This window comes from Glutamicibacter sp. X7 (assembly GCF_054889245.1).
The window spans coordinates 2,827,336-2,849,360 of the sequence record NZ_CM142678.1; the positions used below are offsets into that span (position 1 = coordinate 2,827,336).

20 protein-coding genes are annotated in these 22,025 nt (G+C 64.5%); 8 read left to right on the plus strand and 12 right to left on the minus strand.

What is annotated here, in order from left to right; genetic code table 11:
• Positions 1-37: 37 nt before the first annotated feature.
• Positions 38-973, minus strand: a complete 936-nt coding sequence (locus ACYU0X_RS13495) for an AraC-like ligand-binding domain-containing protein (protein ID WP_461901196.1) — start codon at positions 971-973, stop codon at positions 38-40.
• 79 nt (positions 974-1,052) lie between these two features.
• Entirely contained in the window at positions 1,053-1,646 is a 594-nt protein-coding gene (locus tag ACYU0X_RS13500; protein ID WP_461901198.1) for a TetR/AcrR family transcriptional regulator, read from the minus strand.
• Positions 1,647-1,773: 127 nt separating this feature from the next.
• On the opposite strand from ACYU0X_RS13500, the gene ACYU0X_RS13505 reads away from it, so the two are divergent.
• The 6 genes from ACYU0X_RS13505 (at position 1,774) to ACYU0X_RS13530 (ending at position 7,998) form a co-directional block, all read left to right on the plus strand.
• On the plus strand, positions 1,774-3,702 hold the full coding sequence (locus ACYU0X_RS13505) for a primary-amine oxidase (RefSeq protein ID WP_461901200.1): 1,929 nt from the start codon (positions 1,774-1,776) through the stop codon (positions 3,700-3,702).
• Position 3,703: 1 nt separating this feature from the next.
• Positions 3,704-4,117, plus strand: coding sequence for a hypothetical protein (locus ACYU0X_RS13510; protein ID WP_418907325.1), 414 nt, complete (start codon positions 3,704-3,706; stop codon positions 4,115-4,117).
• Positions 4,114-4,458 carry a CHY zinc finger protein gene (locus ACYU0X_RS13515; protein ID WP_418907326.1) on the plus strand — a complete coding sequence of 115 codons (345 nt, stop codon included), beginning with the start codon at positions 4,114-4,116 and terminating at the stop codon, positions 4,456-4,458. The genes ACYU0X_RS13510 and ACYU0X_RS13515 overlap by 4 nt, the downstream gene beginning before the upstream one ends.
• A 223-nt stretch (positions 4,459-4,681) precedes the next feature.
• Entirely contained in the window at positions 4,682-6,130 is a 1,449-nt protein-coding gene (locus tag ACYU0X_RS13520; RefSeq protein ID WP_461901203.1) for an NAD(P)/FAD-dependent oxidoreductase, read from the plus strand.
• Positions 6,130-6,486 (plus strand): cupin domain-containing protein, encoded by a 357-nt coding sequence (locus tag ACYU0X_RS13525; protein ID WP_461901205.1) that lies wholly within the window; start codon positions 6,130-6,132, stop codon positions 6,484-6,486. The genes ACYU0X_RS13520 and ACYU0X_RS13525 overlap by 1 nt, the downstream gene beginning before the upstream one ends.
• A gap of 21 nt (positions 6,487-6,507) precedes the next feature.
• Positions 6,508-7,998: a gamma-aminobutyraldehyde dehydrogenase gene (locus ACYU0X_RS13530; protein WP_461901207.1), complete on the plus strand. Its 1,491-nt coding sequence runs from the start codon at positions 6,508-6,510 to the stop codon at positions 7,996-7,998.
• Here the strand turns inward: ACYU0X_RS13530 and ACYU0X_RS13535 are convergent.
• Genes ACYU0X_RS13535 through ACYU0X_RS13550 form a run of 4 tightly spaced genes read right to left on the minus strand, consistent with a single transcriptional unit; the run spans position 7,995 to position 12,470 of the window.
• The gene (locus ACYU0X_RS13535) at positions 7,995-8,981 is read right to left on the minus strand and encodes a S66 peptidase family protein (protein ID WP_461901209.1); all 987 of its coding nucleotides are present in this window, start codon (positions 8,979-8,981) and stop codon (positions 7,995-7,997) included. The genes ACYU0X_RS13530 and ACYU0X_RS13535 overlap by 4 nt on opposite strands.
• Positions 8,982-8,984: 3 nt before the next feature.
• On the minus strand, positions 8,985-10,106 hold the full coding sequence (locus ACYU0X_RS13540) for a CDP-glycerol glycerophosphotransferase family protein (protein ID WP_461901211.1): 1,122 nt from the start codon (positions 10,104-10,106) through the stop codon (positions 8,985-8,987).
• A 27-nt stretch (positions 10,107-10,133) separates the two neighbouring features.
• The gene (locus tag ACYU0X_RS13545; protein WP_461901213.1) at positions 10,134-11,147 is read right to left on the minus strand and encodes a metal ABC transporter solute-binding protein, Zn/Mn family; all 1,014 of its coding nucleotides are present in this window, start codon (positions 11,145-11,147) and stop codon (positions 10,134-10,136) included.
• A gap of 48 nt (positions 11,148-11,195) precedes the next feature.
• Positions 11,196-12,470 (minus strand): YibE/F family protein, encoded by a 1,275-nt coding sequence (locus ACYU0X_RS13550; RefSeq protein ID WP_461901215.1) that lies wholly within the window; start codon positions 12,468-12,470, stop codon positions 11,196-11,198.
• 125 nt (positions 12,471-12,595) lie between these two features.
• Here ACYU0X_RS13550 and ACYU0X_RS13555 point away from each other — a divergent pair, with 125 nt between their 5' ends.
• On the plus strand, positions 12,596-13,663 hold the full coding sequence (locus tag ACYU0X_RS13555) for a lysostaphin resistance A-like protein (protein ID WP_461901217.1): 1,068 nt from the start codon (positions 12,596-12,598) through the stop codon (positions 13,661-13,663).
• 67 nt (positions 13,664-13,730) lie between these two features.
• Here ACYU0X_RS13555 and ACYU0X_RS13560 read toward each other — a convergent pair whose 3' ends face one another.
• Entirely contained in the window at positions 13,731-14,864 is a 1,134-nt protein-coding gene (locus ACYU0X_RS13560; RefSeq protein ID WP_418907335.1) for a baeRF2 domain-containing protein, read from the minus strand.
• A 160-nt stretch (positions 14,865-15,024) separates the two neighbouring features.
• Positions 15,025-16,383 (minus strand): magnesium transporter, encoded by a 1,359-nt coding sequence (gene mgtE, locus ACYU0X_RS13565; RefSeq protein WP_461901219.1) that lies wholly within the window; start codon positions 16,381-16,383, stop codon positions 15,025-15,027.
• A 400-nt stretch (positions 16,384-16,783) separates the two neighbouring features.
• Between mgtE and ACYU0X_RS13570 the strand changes: the two genes are divergently transcribed.
• A complete protein-coding gene (locus ACYU0X_RS13570; protein ID WP_461901221.1) occupies positions 16,784-17,473 on the plus strand; it encodes an alpha/beta fold hydrolase in 690 nt (229 codons plus the stop codon).
• A gap of 134 nt (positions 17,474-17,607) precedes the next feature.
• Here ACYU0X_RS13570 and ACYU0X_RS13575 read toward each other — a convergent pair whose 3' ends face one another.
• From ACYU0X_RS13575 to gcvT, 4 genes are all read right to left on the minus strand, one after another.
• Positions 17,608-19,017, minus strand: coding sequence for an L-serine ammonia-lyase (locus ACYU0X_RS13575; protein WP_461901222.1), 1,410 nt, complete (start codon positions 19,015-19,017; stop codon positions 17,608-17,610).
• A 122-nt stretch (positions 19,018-19,139) separates the two neighbouring features.
• Positions 19,140-20,462: a serine hydroxymethyltransferase gene (gene glyA, locus ACYU0X_RS13580; RefSeq protein ID WP_461901224.1), complete on the minus strand. Its 1,323-nt coding sequence runs from the start codon at positions 20,460-20,462 to the stop codon at positions 19,140-19,142.
• Positions 20,462-20,842: a glycine cleavage system protein GcvH gene (gene gcvH, locus ACYU0X_RS13585; protein WP_418907341.1), complete on the minus strand. Its 381-nt coding sequence runs from the start codon at positions 20,840-20,842 to the stop codon at positions 20,462-20,464. The genes glyA and gcvH overlap by 1 nt, the downstream gene beginning before the upstream one ends.
• A 59-nt stretch (positions 20,843-20,901) precedes the next feature.
• Complete coding sequence (gcvT, locus tag ACYU0X_RS13590) at positions 20,902-22,017, minus strand: glycine cleavage system aminomethyltransferase GcvT (protein ID WP_461901226.1); 1,116 nt, start codon at positions 22,015-22,017, stop codon at positions 20,902-20,904.
• Positions 22,018-22,025 lie beyond the last annotated feature (8 nt).

Genomic DNA, 22,025 nt, shown 5'->3' on the forward strand with positions numbered 1-22,025 from the left:
CAATCTGCGCAGGGTCCTTGACGATCTGTGCATTGCGTTACGACACGGTCAGATGCTCACGTCGGTAGGCCGTGGGCGATATCCGGTGCGCGCGGGTAAAGGCCCGGCTGAAGCCCGAGGCGTCGGTGAAGCCCACCCGAGCGCCGATGGACTGCACCGGCACCGTGGCCAATAGCGGGTCGATCAACAATTCCGCGGCTCGTTGCATGCGCAGCGCGGCAATATGGGCCGCCACGGTGCGCGGCTGATCGGCAAACAGAGCGTGCAGGGTGCGGACCGAAATGAAATTCGCTTCGGCCACAAAGTGCGCGTTCAGCCGCGGATCGGCCAGGTGCCGCTCGATAAATTGCAGGATGCCGCGACGTTGACGTTCCCGGGCGCTGCCCTGAACGGTGCTGCCCAGAATGGATGACATCGCGGTGCCCAGCAGGTCCACCGCATTATGTGCCAGTGCCGCACCGCCGTAGGTATCCCAGTGCGGCAAATGCTCCCCCAAATGACTCAGCAGGGGCGCGACGGTGCCGGTCAGCGGGTGTCCGGCATCGAGTTTGGTGGCGGTAATCTGCGCCACCTCGGCGCGGGTGAGCCTGAAGTTATCCTGCGGGATCATCACGACCATCACCTTGGCCGGGGCGTCGAAGACCAGTGAGTAGGGGCGCTGGGTGTCGTAGATGGCCAGTTCACCCGGGGCCAGGGTGACTTCCCGGCCGTCTTGGATCAGCATCCCGTGCCCGGTGACCTGGAGCGAAACCTTGAAGTAGGCCCCGTCGCCGGCCGCGGCCAGCGCGTCGGTGCGCAGCACCGCATGTGGTTTGGAAGCGATGCGCATCAACCCGATGTCGTCGAGCATATTCACCGCCAGCGAGGCCGAGAAATGACCGGAGGCGACCTGTTCCGATTCCAAGGGCACGAAGGCCTGCGAAATGAGCCGCGACCACGCGGCAAAGGAATCCACCTGTTGAGTTTGATACATAAGTCCTCCGCGGCGCGCGGTAGTACAGCCCGATGAGGCGCGCCTCACAGATGAATGTACGGCAGATCGTCGCGGGCCGCTAGCCCCGCCGCTCGACCGCGAGCCGCTGCAGGGTCTGCACGATGAACTCGAGCTGCTCTTGCAGGCTCGTGGCGGTGTTGACCTGCGGGTCGAGCACCGCGGCGGACTGGGTTCCCATGAGGAAGTTCATCAGTCCATCGCGCGCGGCGCGCACCTGATCCTCGGGTAGTTCTTGGCCCAACCAGCGATCGAGCCGGTGCCGCCAGTCATCCATGGAGCGAGCGTTGAGCTCTCCAAAGGTGCGGTGTTGCAAGGCCATATGCCAGAAGTGCACCACCACGCGCGCCTCGTCGCGACGCCGCTCATCCAGTGGCATCACTTCACGGGCGAAGGCTCGCACCGCGGGGAATCCTTCGAGTCCCTGGGTCTCTTTTTCGATCCTCCGGTTGGTCGAGTCAAAGACGAACTGGAAGGTGGCCACCAGGATGTCATCCCGCGTGGCGAAGTAGGTTTTCAGCCCGCCGTTGGCATACCCCGCGGCGGCCGCCAGATCCCGCAGATTCAATTTGTCGTAGCCGTGTTGGGCGATGAAGCGCCACGTGATCTCGATAATCTCGCGGCGTTTTGAGTCGTGGTCGATAATCCGGGGCATGGCTCAATCCTAGGTGCGTAGACCAGAAGTTTGTCGCAACCTCTTGTCTTCGAGTCTACTCAGCGATTATTCTCTACACTCAGAGAGAAACACGTGACCCACCCAACACCGCACACAGGAGTCTCCAATGACCGTCCAGACCGCTAACTACCAGCTGCTGTCCGCCGACGAGGTGCACCAGGCCCGCGAGCTACTGTCCGCCAACTCCCTCTTCGGGAGCGACACCCGCGTCGCCTACCTGGGACTCGAGGACCCCAGCGTGCAGCACCCGCAGCAACGCCGCGTGCGTGTGATGACGCTGGATGTGAAGCTGAACGAGCCCAAGGACATCGTGCTGAACCTGAGCGAGGGTAGCGTCGAGTCGGTCACCGAGCTCGACCCGGGCGCCACCGGGCAGCTGCCGGTACTCGCCGAAGACTTCGGAAGCGTCGAAGAAATCGTCAACGCCGACCCGCGCTGGGTCGAGGCCTTGGCCAAACGCGGACTGAGCACCGAACAGGTGCGCGTGGCCCCGCTCTCCGCCGGCGTCTTCGAATATCCCGAGGAGGTCGGCCGCCGCATGCTGCGCGGCCTGGCTTTCCGCCAGGACCACCCCACCGACTCTGCCTGGGCCCACCCCATCGACGGGCTGGTGGTCTACGTGGACACCATCGCGAAGCAGGTCGACCAGATCCTGGATTTCGGTGTCGTCGACATCCCGGCCGAGCATGGCAACTACACCGACCCCTCGCTGACCGGAGAGCTGCGCACCAGCCAGAAGCCCATCGAGATCACCCAGCCCGAGGGCCCGAGCTTCAGCGTCAGCGACAGCAACCACGTCGAATGGGAAAAGTGGTCGCTGGATGTCGGCTTCGACATGCGCGAGGGCCTGGTGCTCTACAACATCGCCTTCGACGATAAGGACAAGGGCGCGCGCCGCACCATTTTGAACCGAGCCTCCATCGCCGAAATGCTCGTCCCCTACGGCGACCCGTCCCCGGTGCGCAGCTGGCAGAACTACTTCGACACCGGCGAGTACCTCATCGGCTCCTGCGCCAACTCCCTGGAACTCGGCTGCGACTGCCTGGGCGAAATCCACTACATCTCCCCGGTGATCGCCGACAACCAGGGCAACCCACGCACCATCCTCAACGGCATCTGCATGCACGAAGAGGACGCCTCGATCCTGGCCAAGCACTCCGACGACTGGTCCGGGGTCAAATACACGCGCCGCAACCGCCGCCTGGTGATCTCCTTCTTCACCACCGTGGGCAACTACGACTACGGCTTCTACTGGTACCTCTACCTCGATGGCACCATCGAATTCGAGGCCAAGGCCACCGGCATCGTCTTCACCTCGGCCATGCGCGACGAACGCTTCGCCTCCGAGCTGGCCCCCGGGCTCGGCGCCCCCTTCCACCAGCACATCTTCGGCGCGCGATTGGACTTCGCGCTGGACGACGGTCCCAGCCGCGTCATCGAAGAAGAAGCCGTGCGCCTGCCCTTCAGCGAGGAGAACCCGCGCGGCAACGCCTTCACCCGTAGCCACCGGGTGCTGGCCACCGAACAGGAAGCGGCCCGCGATACCCGAATGGAAGCCGGACGCAGCTGGATCGTGACCAACCCGCAGTCGACGAACCGATTGGGTCACCCGGTGGGCTACAAGCTGCTGCCGCAGGGTAACCCCACCATGTTGGCCGCCGAGGGTTCGAGCGTGAACAAGCGGGCCAGCTTCGCCACCAAGTCGCTCTGGGTGACCAAGCGCGACGCTGCGCAGCGTTACCCCACCGGCGACTTCGTCAACCAGAACCCGGGCGTGAGCGGCATGGCCGACTGGGTCAAGGCCAACCACAACGTGGACACCGAACAGATCAGCCTGTGGCACAGCTTCGCGCTTACCCACTTCCCGCGCACCGAGGATTGGCCGATCATGCCGGTAGACACCGTGGGCTTCACGTTGCGTCCCGAGGGGTTCTTCGACCGTTCCCCGGTGCTCGACGTCCCCGAGCCGGCCAAGCACGGTTGCTGCGCGAGCGACTCGAATGGCGACTCGGGCTGCTGCGCGGGCGAGAAGTAGCATGAGCGGCCTGACCACGCGGGTGATCGCCATGCTGTCCGCGCTGCTGGCGTTCGCCCACGTGGTCATGGCCATCGCTGGCCACCACGGCGCCTACTGGTCGGTGGCCCTCGTGGCCATGGCCGGGCTCTGCGGCAAATGCGCGCTGGAGACATGGCGCGGCGGGGCGCTAGGCGGCCTGATGCTGATGAGCGGGCTCATGGTTATCGTTCATGCCCTGCTGATCCTCGGTCTTCCATGGGTCCATCAGCATGGGGCCGGCCACTCCGGGCACGCCACGGCGAGCGCCTCCATGGCGTGGATGGCGGTGGCCGAATTCGCGGTGATGCTGCTCTGCGCGATGCACCTGCGGCGCACCCGAACCCAGGTCCGGGCACCGCGAGCCACGCTACGGCGACTAAACTCGGTGGCATGAGCCAGGCAGTTGAGGTACGCGGGGTGCAGATGGATGCGCAGACCCGCTGCGCGCACTATCACACCGCCCTCGATGTCATCGCCATCAAATTCATCTGCTGCGGCTACTACTACCCCTGCCATCTGTGCCATGCCGAGCTCGCGGATCACCCGGCCCAGCCGTGGCCGGTGGAGCGCCGCGCGGAACCGGTGGTGCTCTGCGGGGTGTGCCGCCACGAGCTGAGCGTTACCAGTTACTTGGCCAGCGAGCAGTGTCCGCACTGCGCCGCACGGTTCAATCCGGGCTGCAAACTCCACAGCGATCTCTACTTTGCGCCGGAACCGTCCAACCCCGGCCATTGACGGCCCACCCCCACCTCACGTATACATGATATGAATCACATTCATTCGAGGCTTGTTTGAGAAGAGGGATACCGTGGCTAGCGCCTGGAATCCTGCCCTCACCTGCCCTTGCTCCCCGACTCCCGGCAACGCTTGGAGCGCGGAAGCACCCTTACCCTGGGACCCTGGTCGTCGCGTCATGCCCACCCGTTAGGAGCATCGACCGACCCACCGAGGACCCATCATGGCACCACAGACCGAAACCACCTTTGACCGGCACGAGCGCCGCATCTCCCCCGCGGCCATCGACCACGCCTTAGCCGGCGCCAGCCACACCCCCTATTGGCTCGATAGCGACCGCCGCCCCGCCGCGGCCGGCGCGCTGAACACCGAGATACAGGCCGACCTGCTGATCGTCGGCGGCGGCTACACCGGGCTGTGGACCGCGCTGCAGGCGAAGGAACGCGACCCGGGGCGCAACGTCGTCCTGCTTGAGGCCCAACGCATCGGCTGGGCTGCCTCCGGACGCAACGGCGGCTTCTGCGAGGCCTCGCTGGTGCACGGCGAATCCAACGGCCAAGCCCACCTGCCCACCGAGAACGCCCGGCTGACCGAATTGGGCTTCGCCAACCTCGCCGAACTGATCGACACCATTAAGCGGTACTCGATGGACGTCGATCTCGTCGAGCAGGGCGTGCTCTCGGTGGCCACCGAGGCGCATCAGGTGGCGTGGCTCCGCGAAGAAGCCCAAGAGCATGCACAGGTTGACTTCCTGGATGCCGCGGCCACCCGGGCGATGATCGACTCACCGGACTTCTTGGCCGGCAGTTGGGACCGCACCGGCACCGTGCTGGTGCACCCGGCCAAGCTGGCCTGGGAACTGGCCCGCGTCTGCCGTGAGCTGGGGGTGCGCATCTTTGAGCACAGCCGCGCCGAGGATCTCACCGAGTCCTCCGGCCGGCTCCGCGTGGGCACCGCGGACGGCGCGGTGTATGCCGCCCGCGTCGCCCTGGCCACCAACGCCTTCCCCTCATTGCTCGCCCGGCACCGGCTACACACCATCCCGGTCTACGACTACGCCCTGATGACCGAGCCGCTGACCGAACAACAGCGCGAGGCCATTGGCTGGGAGAAACTCACCGGCCTGGCGGATTTGAACAACCGCTTTCACTACGCCCGGCCCACCCTCGATGAGCAGGGAAAATTCCGGATCCTCTACGGCGGCTACGATGCGCTCTACCACTTCGGCGGGCGGGTGCGCTCGCGCTACGACACCAACCCCGCCACCTTCCGCAAACTCGCGGCACATTTCCTCGGCTCCTTCCCACAGCTGAGCGAGGTGCGGTTCTCCCACGCCTGGGGTGGAGCGATCGACACCTGCTCACGTTTCTTCGCCTTCTTCGACACCGCCTACGACGGACGAGTCGCCTACTGCGCCGGCTTCACCGGGCTCGGCGTGGGCGCCACCCGCTTCGGGGCCAAGGTCATGCTGGACCTGCTCTCCGGGAAACGCACCGAACTGACGCAATTGCAGATGGTCCGCGACAAACCCCTGCCCTTCCCACCCGAACCGGCCGCCTGGCTCGGGGTGAAACTCATGACCCATGAGCTGATCCGCGCCGACCGGAACCGGGGCCGCCGCTCCGCCTTCCTCAAGGCCATGGACGCCCTCGGCATGGGATTCGATTCCTGATGCGCCCGGCCGCCACCGCCCACAACGCGCTAGACCTACCGCTGACCCACCACCGGGTGGAACCACCCCAATGCCTCGGCGAGGAACCCACCACGACCGCACTCTACGAACTACCCGACGCACCGGCAGGCGCCGCGGGCCTCTGGGAGATGTCTGTCGGCACCATGCAGGATGTGGAGGACGACGAATACTTCCTGGTCATCGCCGGCACCGCCACGTTGAAGGTGCTGGCTTCGAACGGCTTCGCGGCCCAAGAACTCGCGCTGGTCCCCGGAAGCCTGATCCGCCTGCACGCCGGGATGCACACCCACTGGCAGGTCCACAGCACCCTGCGCAAACTCTATCTTTCCCGCTAACCACCCATCCAAGGAGCTCTCATGGCCAGCACCGACTTCCCGCACGGACACCAGTACTTCGCCGGGGCCTATCACCGGGGCAGTGGTGAGACGATCACCCGCATTAACCCGGCCACCGGCGAACCACTGCTTGAGATCGACACCGCCAGCCCAGAACAGGTCGACGCCGCGGTCAACGCGGCGGCCGCCGCCTTCGGCCCGTGGAGCAAACTGACCCCCGCCGAACGCTCCGGCCACTTGCTGGCCCTGGCCGACGAACTCGAGGCCCGCGCCGCGCAGTTCGCCGCACTGGAAACCGCCCAGACCGGTAAGAGCATCCGGATGTCCACCGAATTCGACATTCCCGGCACCATCGATAACGTCCGCTTCTTCGCCGGTGCCGCCCGCAATCTCCGGGGCCTGGCCGCCGGCGACTATCTGGGCAATTCCACCTCGATGATCCGCCGCGAACCCATCGGCGTCATCGGCTCCATCGCCCCGTGGAACTACCCGCTGCAGATGGCGGCCTGGAAAATTCTGCCGGCCATCGCCGCGGGCAACACCATCGTGCTCAAACCCAGCGAAATGACCCCGGGCACCTCGCTCCTCTTCGCCGAGGCCGCCCACGCCGCCGGGCTCCCGGACGGGGTGATCAATATCGTGGTCGGCACCGGACCGGTGGTGGGAGAAGCCCTCGTCCGCCACGAACTGGTGCGCATGACCTCCTTCACCGGGTCCACCGCGGTAGGTCGACACATTATGGCGCTGGCCGCCGAAAGCGGCACCCGGGTGCACCTGGAATTAGGCGGCAAGGCCCCCTTCGTGGTGTTCGCCGACGCCGACCTGAACGCCGCCGCCCACGGTGCGGTGGCGGCCTGCACCATTAATGGCGGTCAGGACTGCACCGCCGCAACCCGCGCCTATGTGCACCGCTCACGCTTCGATGAGTTCGTCGCCCGGGTCGCCGAGCTGATGGAGGTCATGGTCGTCGGCGACCCCACCGACCCGGGAACCGACATGGGAGCGCTGATCAGCCAGGCGCACCTGGACAAGGTGGATTCCATGGTTCAGGCCGCCGTGCGCGACGGGGCCCAGGTGGTCGCCGGCGGACGCCGCGAACCGCGCCCGGGCAACTTCTACCGCCCCACCCTGATCACCGCGGCGGCACAAGACTCGGCCATCGTGCAGGACGAGGTCTTCGGCCCGGTACTGACCGTGCTGCCCTTCGACGAGGTCGACCAGGCCCTGGAACTGGCCAATGACACCCCCTACGGGCTGGCGGCCAGCGCCTGGACCAAGGACCTGGATTTGGCCCTGCGGGCCGCGGCGGAAATACAGGCCGGGTGCGTCTGGATCAACGAGCACATTCCGATCATTTCGGATATGCCGCACGGCGGGTACAAGGCCTCGGGCATGGGCAAGGATATGAGCCAGTACTCCTTCGACGAGTACACCAACATCAAGCACGTGCTCATCTCACACGATACGGCCGCGCACCGCGACTGGCAGGATACGGTCTTCCGGGCGCGTTAGTGACCGAGGCTCAGCTGGACGCCGCCGGCTTCGGCCCGAAGCCGCGCGTTGCCCCCGATGGGCAGGGTGAACATCGGGCTGGTGTGCCCGAAGTCGAGGTTCGCCACCACCGGAAGCTGCGCCAGTTGCGGGTGCTTGGCCACCACCGCTTCGAGCAGCGCCCGGTCGATGCCGCTTGCCCGTTGGAACCGTCCGATCGCAATCCCCGCCAACCGTTGCCCGGCCGCGCTGTGAAGCAGTGCGGCGAACTGACGGGCGAATTCGTGCACATCCCCGGCGGCGTCATCTTCGACAAACAGCACCGCCCCGTCGAGCCGCGGCATCCATTCGGTGCCCTGCAACAGGTTCAGCGTGCACAGATTCCCGCCGATCACGCGTCCCTGCGCGGCCCCTTCGTGTAGCACCCAGGGTCCGTCGGTGGCATGCACGGTGCGCGCATCTTGGTCCATGAACCACGGGTCGTCGGTGTATTCACTGGCGTGCTCGATCTGCCAGTCGTGCCCAAACAGGGCGTCGTGGAACCACTGGCCGGTGGGTTCGAAGTGATCGCGCATCCCGAAGCTGGACCAGTGCGCCCCCACATAGGTCACCAGCCCGGTCTTGGCGTGCATGGCGTTGGCTAGCACCGTGATATCGGAGTAGCCGCAGAAGACCTTCGGGTGCTCGGCGATGAGGTCGAAGTCCAGGTAGGGCAGCAACTCATTGGCGTTGTACCCACCGATGACGCTGAGCACCCCGTTGACCGTCTCGTCGGCGAACGCGGCGTGCAGATCCGCCACGCGGTGCGCGATGCTGCTGGAATCGAATTCGTCGCGCTCATCCACATGCGCCCCGAAGCTCTGCTGCAGACCCAGCGCGGTGAAACGCTCGTCGATCCACCGCGTATTGTCGTACTCCATCACGAAACTCCGTGAGCAGGAGGGCGCGATCACGCGCACGGTGTCACCGGCTCGCAGCCGCGGGGCAATAATCTTCTGCGTCATTGTTTAGAGCCTTTCGAGTAGTTCGTGTAGCAGCTCGGTGCCCCGCCCCTTCTCGGTGCTGGCGAAGAAGTAGCTGGCGAGTTCGGCCTGCTGCGCGCTCACTCCGGCCTCGGCCAGCGTCCGCACGGTGGCGGCCACCGGCGCTTGAGCGGAAAGCAGCTGCTGCGCGGGCAGGCGACGACGCAACTGGCAGTCACGCTCCCCGACGAGCAGCAACGGAATATTCAGCGCCAACGCGTCGTAGGCCATCGCGGAAATATCGCAGATCGCCACATCGGCGTCATTGAGCAGGACCCCGGGGTCGCTCTGCTCGTCGAGCACGTCGGCGAACTCCTTACGCAGCTGGGTAATTTCGCGCCGCACCGCGCCGCTGACATCCCCGGTTTTCGGATGCGGACGGAAAATCAGTTCGATGCCCGCCACGCCGCTGAGTTCCTCGAGGATCGCCCGTCCGTGAGTCGGGATCGACGAGTAGGCCATGGCCTGTGAGTCGCCCTCCCAGGTGGGGGCGTAGAGCACCCGGAGTTTCGACCCGCGAGCGGGGCGTGCGGGCAAGGCATCGAGCTGCGGGCGGCCGATGGCCACCGCATGAGAGAGCTCGAAGCGCGGGATATTCTGCGCAATGCGTTCGATGGCCGCGGTACCGGTCACCGCGGCCACGTCATAGGCTTTGAGCTGGTTGGAGACCATCGAGGCCTTTTCGCTTTCCCCGTGGTTCAGGTGCACGTGGGCCGAGCCCGTCCAGCGCAGCATGGTGAAGTTCGCCTGCGCATTATTCACGTAGCAGATCACCCGGGTACCGTCCTGCTCCAGGCGCTGCTCGATGCTCTGCATGGAACGCGAAAAATAGACCGGCAAGCTTGAGCGGGACATCGCCTCACGGGCGCTGAGCGCATCCATGAGGATCAGCCCCACGCGCACACCACGTTCGGCGAGCCGCTCGAACACCGGCAACCACACGCCCAGCTGGTAGAACTGGCCGACCGGTTCGGCGAAGAAGATCACTACCTCGGCCCCGCGAGCATCGCGGCCGGAAACTTCGATCGCCGAACGCACGCGGCGTTCGGCGATCAGGGAACGCGCACGGCTAAGCGTGCGACGTAGTACGACGTCGACTCCTGGCATGGGCACCAGTCTACGTCGAGGCCAAGGCTATCCGGCGGCTTCGACGAGTTTGTCGATGTTCGCGCCCATCCACGTCAGGTAGCTGGAATCGTCGGTGATGGTCTCGGTCAGCTCCACCACCGGCACCTTGGCCGCCTCGGCCGCGGCGCGCAGCTTCTTGGTTTCCGGCCCCTCGGTTTGCACGTTGTAGGCCAGTACCGCGATCTTGCCCGAGGCCAGATCCTCTTCGGCCTGCTTGAGCGCGAGCGGCGAAATGTCCTCGCCCTCTTCGACGGCTTCGCTCAGGCCCTCGACGGTGGCATCGTGCATACCCGCGGCGGTGAGCAGGTGGTAGGGCACCGGCTCGGTCATCGCGAAGTCTTTACCCTTCAGCCCGCTCTCGGTCAGCTTCTGCTTCAGCGCTTCAAGTTCCTTGCCGAAAGCCTGTGCGTTCTGCTCGTAGCTTTGCGCATTCGCGGCGTCCTCGGCGGAGAACTTCTCGGCCAGCTTCTGCCCGAGTAGCTCCATGCTCTCTAGGTCATACCAGACATGCTCGTTGTACCCGGCGTGGGCATGGCCCTCGTGGCCCTTGTCCTCGTCGGCGTGCTCTTCGTCGGCGTGCGCGGCATGCTCCTCGGCACTCTCACCCTCGTGGCCTGACTCCTCGGCATGCTCATCTTCGACGGCGACCGGCGAACCGTCGACCGCGTGAATCAGCTCTAACTGGTCATGGTTCGGCAACGACTCGACCAGCGAATCAACGAATTGGTCGTAACCACCACCGTTAGCCAGCACAATGTCGGCCTTGGAGATCGCCAGCTTGTCCTGCGCGGTGGGTTCGTAAGAGTGCGGATCCTGGGCGGCCGAGGAAATGATCTCGTTGACCTCGACGTGCTCACCGCCAATCTGACGGGCAATGTCGCCATAGACGTTGGTGGTGGCAACGACGGTCAGAGCTTGCTCCCCGGCGGCGGCCTCCGGCGTTTTACTACCGCACCCGGTCAATGCCACGGCCACCAATGGCGCTACGGCCACCGCAATTGCCAATCCCCGACGCTTCATCGACGCGTCCCACCTTTCAGTCAAAATCTTTATCGAGAATCATTCTACCTATAGTTGAGAATCAATCGCAATTGGAGTAGGTGTAGCGCGTGCGCTGCGACGTCCATGCGCCCCGCCGGTACCGGTAGCCTTCACCACGATCACCGCAATCGCGGTGGTCACGGGGATGGCGAGCACCAGGCCGATGGAGCCAATCAGAATGCGGATCACCTCTTCGGCCATGCCGCCGGTACCCAGCGTCGTGCCGAAACTCTGATCGCTCAACGCCGCAATGGCCAAAACCGGCAGGGCCGCACCCGCGTAGGCAAAGGCAATGGTGTAGACGGTCGAGGCAATATGGTCCCGCCCAATGCGCATCCCCTTAAGGAACAATTCGGAGGCCTTGGCGTGCGGGGCAGTTTCGGCCAACTCCCACACCGTGGCCGACTGCGTAATGGTCACGTCGTTCAGCACACCCATGCCACCGATCAACAGTCCACAAATCAGCAGGCCCGGAAGTGAAACTTGGGGCGCCACGGTAGATAGCGTCATGGCATGTTCGTCATTGGCTCCGGTCAGCGCCGCCGCGTCGGTCAACCACACCGCCAGCCCGGCCGTCACCGCCAACCCGAAAAGCGTCCCGAGTAGCGCCGTCGAAGTTTTCGCGTTGAGCCCATGGGCGAAATACAGGGCAACGAACATGATCGTCGTCGACCCCGTCAATGCGATCAGCACCGGGTTGCCGCCCTCCAGCAACGCCGGCACCATATAGGCCACCATGAACACCAGGCCACCGACCAACCCGATCATCGCGCGCGTCCCACGCCAACCGGCCACCAGCACCACGACCAGTGCGTAGGCCAGCGCCAGCAGAATCATCGGCAGCGTGCGCACATAGTCGACGAACACATAGGGGGCGCCCGAGGTGGTGTCCACCGCCGAAAGGTCCAAATAGCGCAATTCATCGCCGGCCCGCGGTTGCCGGGCCTGCAACTGCTCGGCCGGAATCTCCAGTTGAATCTCCGCCCCACCATCGGAGGGCATCACGTAGGTGACCGTGCAACTCAGGGTTTTGCCCCCAACCTCCTCCAGGCCCTGACTCGAGGGGCAATCCTGCTCCAGCGAGCGAGTCACCGTACCGGTCTGCATGGAGGCTCCCCCGGCAACATCCATCGAACCATTCAGCGCGAAACGGTCATAGCTGCCCTGCGGCCACAACACGATCACCATCACCAGCGCCAACGCGCCGATGGGCGCGAGTAGCGCCCACAAGATAATCGAGGCGCGTCGGCGCCGGGCCGGGTCGATGAGGATCGCTTGATCGTGACTGTGGCTGTGGCCCACTACTGCCGCGCTCCTTGCTTGAGACAAAAGGGAAAGTACCTGCCAAGTGTAGCCATTTAGGATGAGCCCACATATCCTCCGTAAGAGTCATGCACGGCGTGCCGCGCACAGGAAAGAATAGAGCCATGCACGAGCACGATGCGCCTTTGGCCTACCACCGACTCCTTCGCCGCGACCACCGCTTCCGGTGGTGGCGTCCGCTGGCCCTGGGCGGCACCACTCTGGGCTTCTACCTGGTCCTGCTCATCGCGGCCTTCCTGGTCGTCTTCATTTCGGCCATGTTCAACCCGGCCTTCTGGATGGAGACCGACGCTCCGAGCACCCCGTTCGACAGCATCGACATGGGCAGCCCGCCCGTTTTCATCTTCACGATGGTCTCGCTGATCGCGCTCATACCGGCGGTACTGCTGGCCTACGTCTTGCTCGGCCCGAAACCCTGGGGCGTTTTGCTCTCCGTGGCCGGAAAACTACGCACCCGCTGGCTGTTGGTGGCCCTGGGCCTCTGCCTGGCCAGCTATGTGCCCTATCTAGCCCTGGTGCTGGGGATCGAGGCGATCGGCGCGGGCACTCTGGCCCCGCAGTTCGAACCTCCCGCCGCTCCGCTGACGCTGGCGCTGCTGATCATTCTGCTCGTGCCTTTTCAGGCGGCCGCCGAAGAGCTGGTCTTCCGTGGCCTGCTCATGCAGGCCGTCGGTAGCTGGCTGCGCCATCCGGCCTTCGCCATCCTCTTGCCGATCCCACTATTCACCTTCGGGCACCTCTACGACATCTACGGCATGCTCGACGTCACCTTCTTTGCCGTGGCCGCCGGCTACCTCACCTGGCGCACCGGCGGACTGGAAGCAGCCATTGCCTTGCACGTGGTGAACAACGTGAGCCTGTTCCTGCTGGGCACTGTGGGCTACGCGGACCTGAATCAAACCGAAGGCACCCTCGAAAGCCTGCTCATTTCCGTAGGTTTCATGGCGATCATGACCTACATCCTCGTGAAGGCCGCGACCCGGCTCGGGATCCAGCGCACCGCCGATCCGCTGCCTCCGTTGCCACCACGCCCACCGATGGATCCGCGTGGACCGTTCGGGGCGCCGGCACCGACCTGGCCAGGGGTGCCGAATCCCTACGCTCGCCCCACCCCGCCACCGGCCACCGGAGACGGTGAACCGGGGGCGCCACTGCCACCGACCCAGCACTAAGCAACGCGAAGGGCCGCAACTCTCACATGAGAATTGCGGCCCTTACGTCTACCGCGTAGCTACCGTGCTAGCTCACCCGCGGCCACCGCAGCAGTGCGGCAATGCCCGCCCCGTCGGGCAACACTTCATCCGGCACATAACGAATGGTCGCATCGGTCAACGCCGTGGCCCGCAACAGCACCTCGGGTGCCGGCCAGGAACCGAGCACCAACTCGGCGTGATCATCCGAATCCTCACAGGCCAGCCAAGGTTCGGAGCTCAGCGCACGCAAGGTGTGCTCATCCTGATAGCGTCCCACCAGCACCGTGTCGGCCTGCGCCAACTGCAACGCCCCCACCACCTCGTCGATGCCCACGGCCAGCTGGGCGCGGCCGTTTGCATCGCGTTCGGCTAGCTTCTGCTGCAGCTCCTTGACGGAGGCCTCATTGACCGACTCCACCAGCTCGGCGATGCGTGCATCCACCTGGCGCGGGTCGGCACCACCGGTGCGCGTATGCGCGTCGATGACCTCAACCAGCGGGCGTAGCGCCACCGGTAGCATCCCGGCCACCGTTTCCCGCGATTTCACATCGCCCGAGAGCACAATGAGACGCACATAGTTATCGGTGGCCATCTGCGTAATCAGCTCGGCCACTTCCTCTGCGTTGCGTCGGGACATCTCATCGGCCGCGGCCTGTGCCTTGGGCTGGTCGTAGGCCCCGGGAACCTTACGGGCCCGGTGCGTATCCTCCGGGTCGCCGACGATTCCGCCGGAATCCAGTCGGTGCGGGGCGGCGGTGTTATACAGGTGCACCTCGCCGCCGTCACGACCGACCTCGGCCACCAGATAGGAAAATGCGCCACCGCGGGCGCGGGCCAGGGCCACAAAGTTCGGGAACTGCCCGCAGTCCACCTCCGGTGCGTCCACAGACAGCCCCGGAATCACCTCATCGAGTTCCACCTGCCCGTCGCGCACGGCAACGAATCGGGCCACCGGGGCACGCAACCCCGGTGCCGGACGAAGGGCTTGGGTCACCGCCTGGATGTCTCGCGGATCCGCCTGCTGGCTCGTCAAAATTTTTGCTACCTTCTCGGGTAGCTGGTCGGCGGCTTCCTGCGCCGCGGTAGTGCCCAAAGAGACGTCCGCCAAGACGGTGCACCAGGGGCCGGATTTCCGATAGAGCGAGGCGTCAATTCCATTAGAATCCGCGCGCAATGCCATGCTGACTCCCTTCAAGGCGCGGCAGCAAGCCGCGCCGCGACTAGATCCGTGTGACTAACCTAACACCCCGTTCGCGGCTTTTGAAGAGTTGCGCCCAGCGCCGTTTTCCCCCGGCCGCCGATGCGCCCATTCCACCGGGCACACCGGCTTTCGCCGGTAGCTAAACGCCGAGAACCAGCGTCGCGATCCCGAGGTAGATCAGCAGGCCCATCGCGTCGACCAGCGTGGAAATAAAGGGGTTGGAGAACACCGCCGGATCGACCTTCAACGCCTTGCCGATCATCGGCATGACCCCGCCGACGCTCGCGGCCAGGGTGCACAGCGCCAACAGCGTCAGCCCAATGACCGCGCCGATCGACCAGCCAAAGAGCACCCCCGTGAGCAGGCAGCCCAAGGTGCCCAGCACCGCCCCCAAGCACAGTCCCACCAGCGCCTCGCGCACCAGCACCTTAACCACGTCGCGCACCCGCACATCCCCCATGGCCAGTGCCCGGGTGACCGTGGTCGCGGCCTGATTCCCGGTATTCCCGCCGATGCCCACCAGCAGCGGGACGAAGAGGCTGAGCACCACCATGCTCTGAAGAACCTGCTCGAAACCCGAGAGCACCTGCACGGTGAGCGTGGCGCCAATCGCCAGCACGAAGAGCCAGACGATGCGTGAGCGCACCAGGGCGCGCACCGGAGTGTTCAGGTAGGCGCGGCGCAGCGGTTCACTACCGGAGCCGCGCGCGGTGCGTTGCGCTTCGGACTGCTCGCGCAGCGCCACCGCGTCGTCCAGGCTGAGCACGCCGACCACCCGCTGCTGGGTGTCCAGCACCGGCACGAGGAGCATTTTCTGTTCGACGGTACGCCGCGCGGCGTCGTCGGCCGGCTCGCTGGCCTGCACCGCATAGGCCTCGGTGAGCAGCTCGGAGATCAGCGTCGACTCGGCAGCGCCAAGCAGTTCGCGCAGCGAGACCACTCCGGCGATACGTCGCTGCTCGTCGGTCACCACCAGCGTGTATACGCTCTCGGCCGTATCGAGTCCGGCGCGCACCCGCTCCATCGTCTCGGCCACACTCAGCCACGGATGGGTCACCACGAAATTTGGGCTCATCATATGTCCGACGACACCCGGCTCATAGCCGAGCAGCACCTTGGTTTTGGCGCGTTCGCTCTCCCCCAGCCCTTGGAGCAGGCGCGCGGCGATGCCGGCGGGCAGCTCGTCGAGCAACGCCACGCGTTCCTCGACATCCAGCGCGGCAAAGACGGCGGCTACGTCGGAGTCTTGGAGCCCCTGAAACAGGTCCGCGCGCAGCGCCGGTTCGAGATGTTCAAAGAGTTCGACGGCGCGGGCCCGGTCCAGCAGTCGAAACACGATGGCGGCGCGCTCGGAGGGCAGTCGGCGAATGAGCTCGCGGACCGCGTAGGCGCTCAGCGGAGCCAGCCAGTCGGCCAGTTCGCGCAGTGCGGCGGCATCGAGTTCAGCCTCCAGCAGCGACTCGATGGGTGAAAAGTCGACCATTACTTCTTGCGTCATGACACACACTCACTTGGGATTATGCGCGCCAAAGGTCACTCGGCAGAGTAACGCGGGGCAGAATCGCCCCGATTGAAATGGTGGACTTATCCACCGTTATCACTGAGTGTCAGCTCTTGCGCGCGGCATAACTATTCGGAGGCGCGAGCGCAGATCAACGTCGCTAGTGGCTCAGAGAGAGGCCAGCGGAAGGTGAAATGGGCATCGCGCGTAGCTAGATCGACTGCGACTGTCGTCCATATTCATTCACCTCCCGTACTTTGTGGGCACCACAGATCGGCACCAAAACTAGGTCTATCACAGACCGGAGCAGAAACTCCATGCTACATGAGGCAGATCACGCCCCATTAACAAATGCGGCCTCTGGTCCGCGGTGCGAGGCAGGTGCCATGCTGGGGGCATGAGCGTTACCTACTTGCTCGTGCACAGCCCCTTGGTCGGCCCCGCAACCTGGGACGCGCTGGCCGCGGACCTGCGCGCGGACGGTCACAGGGTCACCATCCCCGACCTGCGCAATACGCTGGAGGGCGGGCCGCCGTACTGCGCCCGGCAGGTCGCTGCGGCGGCTGCCGCGGCCGATCATGAACGGCCGGTCCTCGTGGGCCACAGCGGGGCGGGCCCACTATTGCCGGCAATCGGTAGTGCGTTGGGGTCCGTCGCGGGATATGTCTTCGTCGACGCCGGCCTGCCCACTCCCGGTCGAAGCTGGGCGGATGAGGCTCCGCCCGAACTCGTCCGGCAGCTGCGGAATATGGCCACCGAGGGCTGGTTGCCGCGCTGGTCGCGGTGGTGGGATTCCGAGACCCTCGCGCAGCTAGTGCCCGACGCCGAACTGCGCGCACGCTTCGATGCGGACTGTCCACGACTGCCGATGGCCATGTTCGAGGAGAGCCGGCCGGTCGTGCCCGGCTGGCCCGATGCGCCCTGCGCGTACCTGCAACTTAGCGAGGCCTACCGGGAGCAGGCCGAGCGCGGCGCCACCTTGGGCTGGCCGGTGACGACCCTGGCCAGCGATCACCTGGCCCTGCTCACCGATCCGCACCCCGCACGCGTGGCCCTCCTCGAGCTGACCCGTCGCATCTCGGACTGAGCTCCTGCGCTCTTCCCGCGCGGCTCGTACCCGGGGCCGCGACGGCCTACGCTCATTAATAAGCCGCAGGCTTCCATTAACGACGAACGCGGCCCACCCGCCAAGCGAGTGGGCCGCGCCAAACTGTTACCGAGCTAGCATTCGACGACGTTCACGGCGAGGCCGCCCATCGCCGTCTCCTTGTACTTATCGCTCATGTCCTTGCCGGTTTCGCGCATCGTAATGATGACCTCGTCGAGGCTCACGTGGTGCTCACCGTCGCCCATCAGCGCCATCTTAGCCGCGTTCACGGCCTTCGAGGCGGCAATGGCGTTACGTTCGATGCACGGAATCTGCACCAGGCCACCGATCGGGTCACAAGTCAGGCCCAAGTTATGTTCCATGGCGATCTCCGCGGCGTTCTCCACCTGTGCCGGGGTGCCACCGAGCACCTCGGCCAAGCCGCCGGCGGCCATAGACGAGGCCGAGCCCACCTCGCCCTGGCAACCAACCTCGGCGCCGGAAATGGAAGCCTGCTCCTTATAGAGCACGCCCACGGCACCGGCGGTGAGCAAGAAGCGAATCACCGCATCGTGCTTCTCTTCTTCATTCCAAAACTTGGCACCCGGGGCATAATGGGTCGCGTAGAACAGCACCGCCGGGATGATTCCGGCCGCGCCGTTGGTCGGAGCGGTCACCACGCGGCCACCGGTGGCGTTCTCCTCGTTGACCGCCAGGGCCACCAGGTTGATCCACTCCTGCCAGTAGACCGGGTCGCGGTCCTTATCTTCCTTGCGCAACCGCTCATGCCATTCCGGAGCGCGACGACGCACGTTCAAGCCACCTGGCAGCACGCCGGTGCGTTCCAGGGCCGAATCCTTGCACTCTTCCATGACGTTGAAGATGTGAATCAGTCCGGCGCGGATTTCCTCGCGGCTGCGGAAGGTCTCCTCGTTGGCCATCATGATCTCGGCAATGCTCTTGCCGGTGTCGGCCACATGTTTCAGCAGCTGCGCGGCCGTCGAAAACGGGTAGGGTTGCTCCGAGATTTTCGCTTCGAGGTTCGCCTCGAGGCGTTCCTCGGCTCCCTCGCGCACAATGAAGCCGCCACCGACGGAGAAGTAGGTTTCGTTCGCCAGCTCATTGCCGTCCGCGTCCAGCGCGATGAACTTGACCCCGTTGGTATGCCGCGGCAGCACCGTGAGCGGGTGCTGGATCATATCCGGAATGCCGTAGCTAATGTCTTTGCGGGCGCCGAGCTGCTCGGCCAGGCGCAGCGTGCCGGTGCTTTCCATATCGGTCAGGCGTTCGTCGACCTGGGCCGGAAGAATAGTCTCGGGTTCGAAGCCCTCGAGCCCGAGCATAATCGCAGTGAAGGTGCCGTGCCCCCTACCGGTGGCGGCCAATGAACCGTAAACGTCGATACGCAACGAGTCGAGCTGGGCTAGCTTCTCCTCGCGATGAACCTGCGATATAAACGCGTGCGCAGCACGCATTGGGCCCACCGTGTGGCTCGACGAGGGGCCAATTCCGACCGAGAACAGATCGAAAACACTGATCGCCATGACGGCACTTCCTTAGAACTATGTGTGGTTAGCTCCATGCTCATTTTGAGCATGGAGGTAGCTCAAGGGCCCGGGCAGTTGTTGTTTACTGCTCCGGGCCCTTGCAACGTTTTAGGCCGAAGCTATTCGGATACCTTTGTCAGTTCTGGGTACAGCGGATGCGCAGCAGCCAAAGCCTCCACACGCTCACGCAACCCCACCAACACCGACTCATCACCCTCAGCACCAGCAATCAACGCCTGCGCAATCACCTCAGCAACCTCCGCAAACGCCTCCTGGGAGAACCCACGCGTCGCCAACGCCGGCGTACCAATCCGCAACCCCGAAGTCACCATCGGCGGACGCGGATCATTCGGCACCGCATTACGATTCACCGTAATCTCCACCCGCGCCAACAAATCCTCAGCCTGCTGACCATCCAACTCAGACTCACGCAAATCCACCAACACCAAATGCACATCAGTACCACCGGAGAGCACACTAATACCCTTCGCCGCCACATCAGCCTGCATCAAACGATCCGCCAAAATCCGAGCCCCAGCCAACGTCCGCTCCTGACGCTCCCTAAACTCCGGCGAACCAGCAATCTTAAACGCAACCGCCTTACCAGCAATCACATGCTCCAACGGACCACCCTGCTGACCAGGGAACACCGCCGAATTCAACTTCTTCGCAATCTCCGCATCATTCGAGAGAATAATCCCCCCACGCGGACCAGCCAACGTCTTATGCGTCGTCGAGGTCACCACATGCGCATGCGGCACCGGCGAAGGATGCAACCCCGCCGCCACCAAACCAGCAAAGTGCGCCATATCAACCCACAAATACGCGCCGACCTTATCCGCAATCGCACGGAACCGCTCGAAATCCAACTGCCGCGGATACGCCGACCAACCAGCCACAATCATCTTCGGCTGATGCTCCACCGCCAAACGCTCAACCTCGTCCATGTCCACCACACCGGTATGCTCATCCACACCGTAGGCCACCATGTCGAACAAACGACCCGAGAAGTTCAACTTCATCCCATGCGTCAAGTGACCACCATGCGCCAGGTTCAACCCCAACACCGTATCCCCGGGACGCACCAACGCGTGATACACCGACGCATTCGCCTGAGCCCCCGAATGCGGCTGCACATTAGCAAACGCCGCACCAAACAACTCCTTCAAACGATCAATCGCAAGAGTCTCGATCACATCGACCTCTTCACAACCACCGTAATACCGGCGACCCGGATACCCCTCGGCATACTTATTCGTCAACACCGAACCCTGCGCCTGCATCACAGCCTGCGCCGTATGGTTCTCCGAGGCGATCATCTCCAGACCACGCTGCTGACGTGCCAACTCCGCATCAATACGAGCCGCCACCTCCGGATCCAACTCCGCCAAGGACTGCGTCAACGACGCCGGGGCAAGAGATTCAAAAGTCTTGTTGCTCATTACTCTACGTTTCCACCGTTCGCGCTTGCGTAGTCGACTGCCGAAAGCAGCGGGCCTTCCTCGGATACCTCAACGGTGAACAGCCAGCCGGCACCGTAGGGGTCTTCGTTCAGCAGGGCCGGGTTGTCGATGGCTTCCTGGTTGATCTCCACCACGGTGCCGGAGACCGGCGAGTACAGGTCGGAAACCGACTTGGTGGACTCGACCTCACCGCAGGTGTCACCGGCGGTAACCTCGCTACCAACTTCCGGAAGGTCGACGTACACGACGTCGCCCAGGGCGTCGGCAGCAATCTGGGTGATGCCGATCTTGGCCGGGGAAGCAGCGTCGACCCACTCGTGCTCTACCGAGTAGCGCAATGACGAAAGAACTTTACTCACGATGTATTCCTCTCCCAAGGGAATTTGCAGGATGCATCAGCATCCCGTCTTCATTAACGTTACTTGGAGCGCGTGTAGAACGGCAGTTCGACAACGACAAATGGCAGCGTCTTACCGCGCAGCTCGACCTCGAGCTGCGTGCCGACCTCGGCAAATTCGGCGTCGACGTAGGCCAGGGCCACCGGGTAGCCCAGGGTCGGCGAGGGCTGACCGCTGGTGATCTCACCAATGACCGAACCTTCGTGCACCACCGGGTACCCGCCGCGGCCGGCACGCTTGCCCAGACCCTTCAGGCCCACCAACTTGCGGGACGGAGTCTGCTCGCGCAGCGGCTCCAGCGCCTGGCGTCCGACGAAGTCTTCCTCCTTCTTGAAGGAAACTACCGGACCAAAGCCGGCGTCGAAAGGGGTGCGCTCCTCGGAAAGTTCATTGCCGTACAACGGCATCCCCGCCTCCAGGCGCAGCGAGTCACGGCAGGCCAGACCGCAGGGCAAGAGCTCGTGCTCGGCACCGGCGGCGCTCAGCTTCTCCCAGAGGGATTCGGCCAGCTCGTTCGGCACGATCAGCTCGAAGCCGTCCTCACCGGTGTATCCGGTGCGGGCCAGGGTCACCGGCAGTCCGCCAAGGGTCAACTCGACGGCCGCGTAATATTTCAGGTCACGAACGGCGGTGGCGGTCGCCTCGTCGGCGGCCAGCTCGCGCACGATGGCCTCGGCCTTCGGGCCCTGCACGGCGATCATCGAGGTGCGCGCCGAGGCGTCGTCCACCTCCACATCGAAACCCGCGCAACGTTCGGCCAGCGCGGTGGCAACACGCACGGCGTTCCCCGCGTTGGGCACCACCAGGTAGCGTTCCTCGCCGAGGCGGTACACGATCAGGTCGTCGACGATGGTGCCACGCTCGTTGAGGATCAGCGAGTACTTGGCCTTGCCGACCTTCATCGGCGCGAAATTACCGGCCAGCGCGGTGTTCAACGCGGTGGCGGCCTGCGGGCCACTGACGTACACCTCGCCCATATGCGAGAGGTCGAAAATGCCCGCGGTGCTGCGCACGGCCTTGTGCTCGGCCAGCTCCGAACCATACTTCAGCGGCATATCCCAGCCGCCAAAGTCGGTGAAGGAGGCGCCCAGTTCTGCGTGCTTGGCATGCAGCGCGGTGTGCTTAATCTCGGTCATGGCGTTTC

Coding starts and splice junctions, on each gene's coding strand:
- ACYU0X_RS13495 (WP_461901196.1), bottom strand. CDS start 973: ATGTATCAAACTCAACAGGTGGATTCCTTTGCCGCGTGGTCGCGGCTC.
- ACYU0X_RS13500 (WP_461901198.1), bottom strand. CDS start 1,646: ATGCCCCGGATTATCGACCACGACTCAAAACGCCGCGAGATTATCGAG.
- ACYU0X_RS13505 (WP_461901200.1), top strand. CDS start 1,774: ATGACCGTCCAGACCGCTAACTACCAGCTGCTGTCCGCCGACGAGGTG.
- ACYU0X_RS13510 (WP_418907325.1), top strand. CDS start 3,704: ATGAGCGGCCTGACCACGCGGGTGATCGCCATGCTGTCCGCGCTGCTG.
- ACYU0X_RS13515 (WP_418907326.1), top strand. CDS start 4,114: ATGAGCCAGGCAGTTGAGGTACGCGGGGTGCAGATGGATGCGCAGACC.
- ACYU0X_RS13520 (WP_461901203.1), top strand. CDS start 4,682: ATGGCACCACAGACCGAAACCACCTTTGACCGGCACGAGCGCCGCATC.
- ACYU0X_RS13525 (WP_461901205.1), top strand. CDS start 6,130: ATGCGCCCGGCCGCCACCGCCCACAACGCGCTAGACCTACCGCTGACC.
- ACYU0X_RS13530 (WP_461901207.1), top strand. CDS start 6,508: ATGGCCAGCACCGACTTCCCGCACGGACACCAGTACTTCGCCGGGGCC.
- ACYU0X_RS13535 (WP_461901209.1), bottom strand. CDS start 8,981: ATGACGCAGAAGATTATTGCCCCGCGGCTGCGAGCCGGTGACACCGTG.
- ACYU0X_RS13540 (WP_461901211.1), bottom strand. CDS start 10,106: ATGCCAGGAGTCGACGTCGTACTACGTCGCACGCTTAGCCGTGCGCGT.
- ACYU0X_RS13545 (WP_461901213.1), bottom strand. CDS start 11,147: ATGAAGCGTCGGGGATTGGCAATTGCGGTGGCCGTAGCGCCATTGGTG.
- ACYU0X_RS13555 (WP_461901217.1), top strand. CDS start 12,596: ATGCACGAGCACGATGCGCCTTTGGCCTACCACCGACTCCTTCGCCGC.
- ACYU0X_RS13560 (WP_418907335.1), bottom strand. CDS start 14,864: ATGGCATTGCGCGCGGATTCTAATGGAATTGACGCCTCGCTCTATCGG.
- mgtE (WP_461901219.1), bottom strand. CDS start 16,383: ATGACGCAAGAAGTAATGGTCGACTTTTCACCCATCGAGTCGCTGCTG.
- ACYU0X_RS13570 (WP_461901221.1), top strand. CDS start 16,784: ATGAGCGTTACCTACTTGCTCGTGCACAGCCCCTTGGTCGGCCCCGCA.
- ACYU0X_RS13575 (WP_461901222.1), bottom strand. CDS start 19,017: ATGGCGATCAGTGTTTTCGATCTGTTCTCGGTCGGAATTGGCCCCTCG.
- glyA (WP_461901224.1), bottom strand. CDS start 20,462: ATGAGCAACAAGACTTTTGAATCTCTTGCCCCGGCGTCGTTGACGCAG.
- gcvT (WP_461901226.1), bottom strand. CDS start 22,017: ATGACCGAGATTAAGCACACCGCGCTGCATGCCAAGCACGCAGAACTG.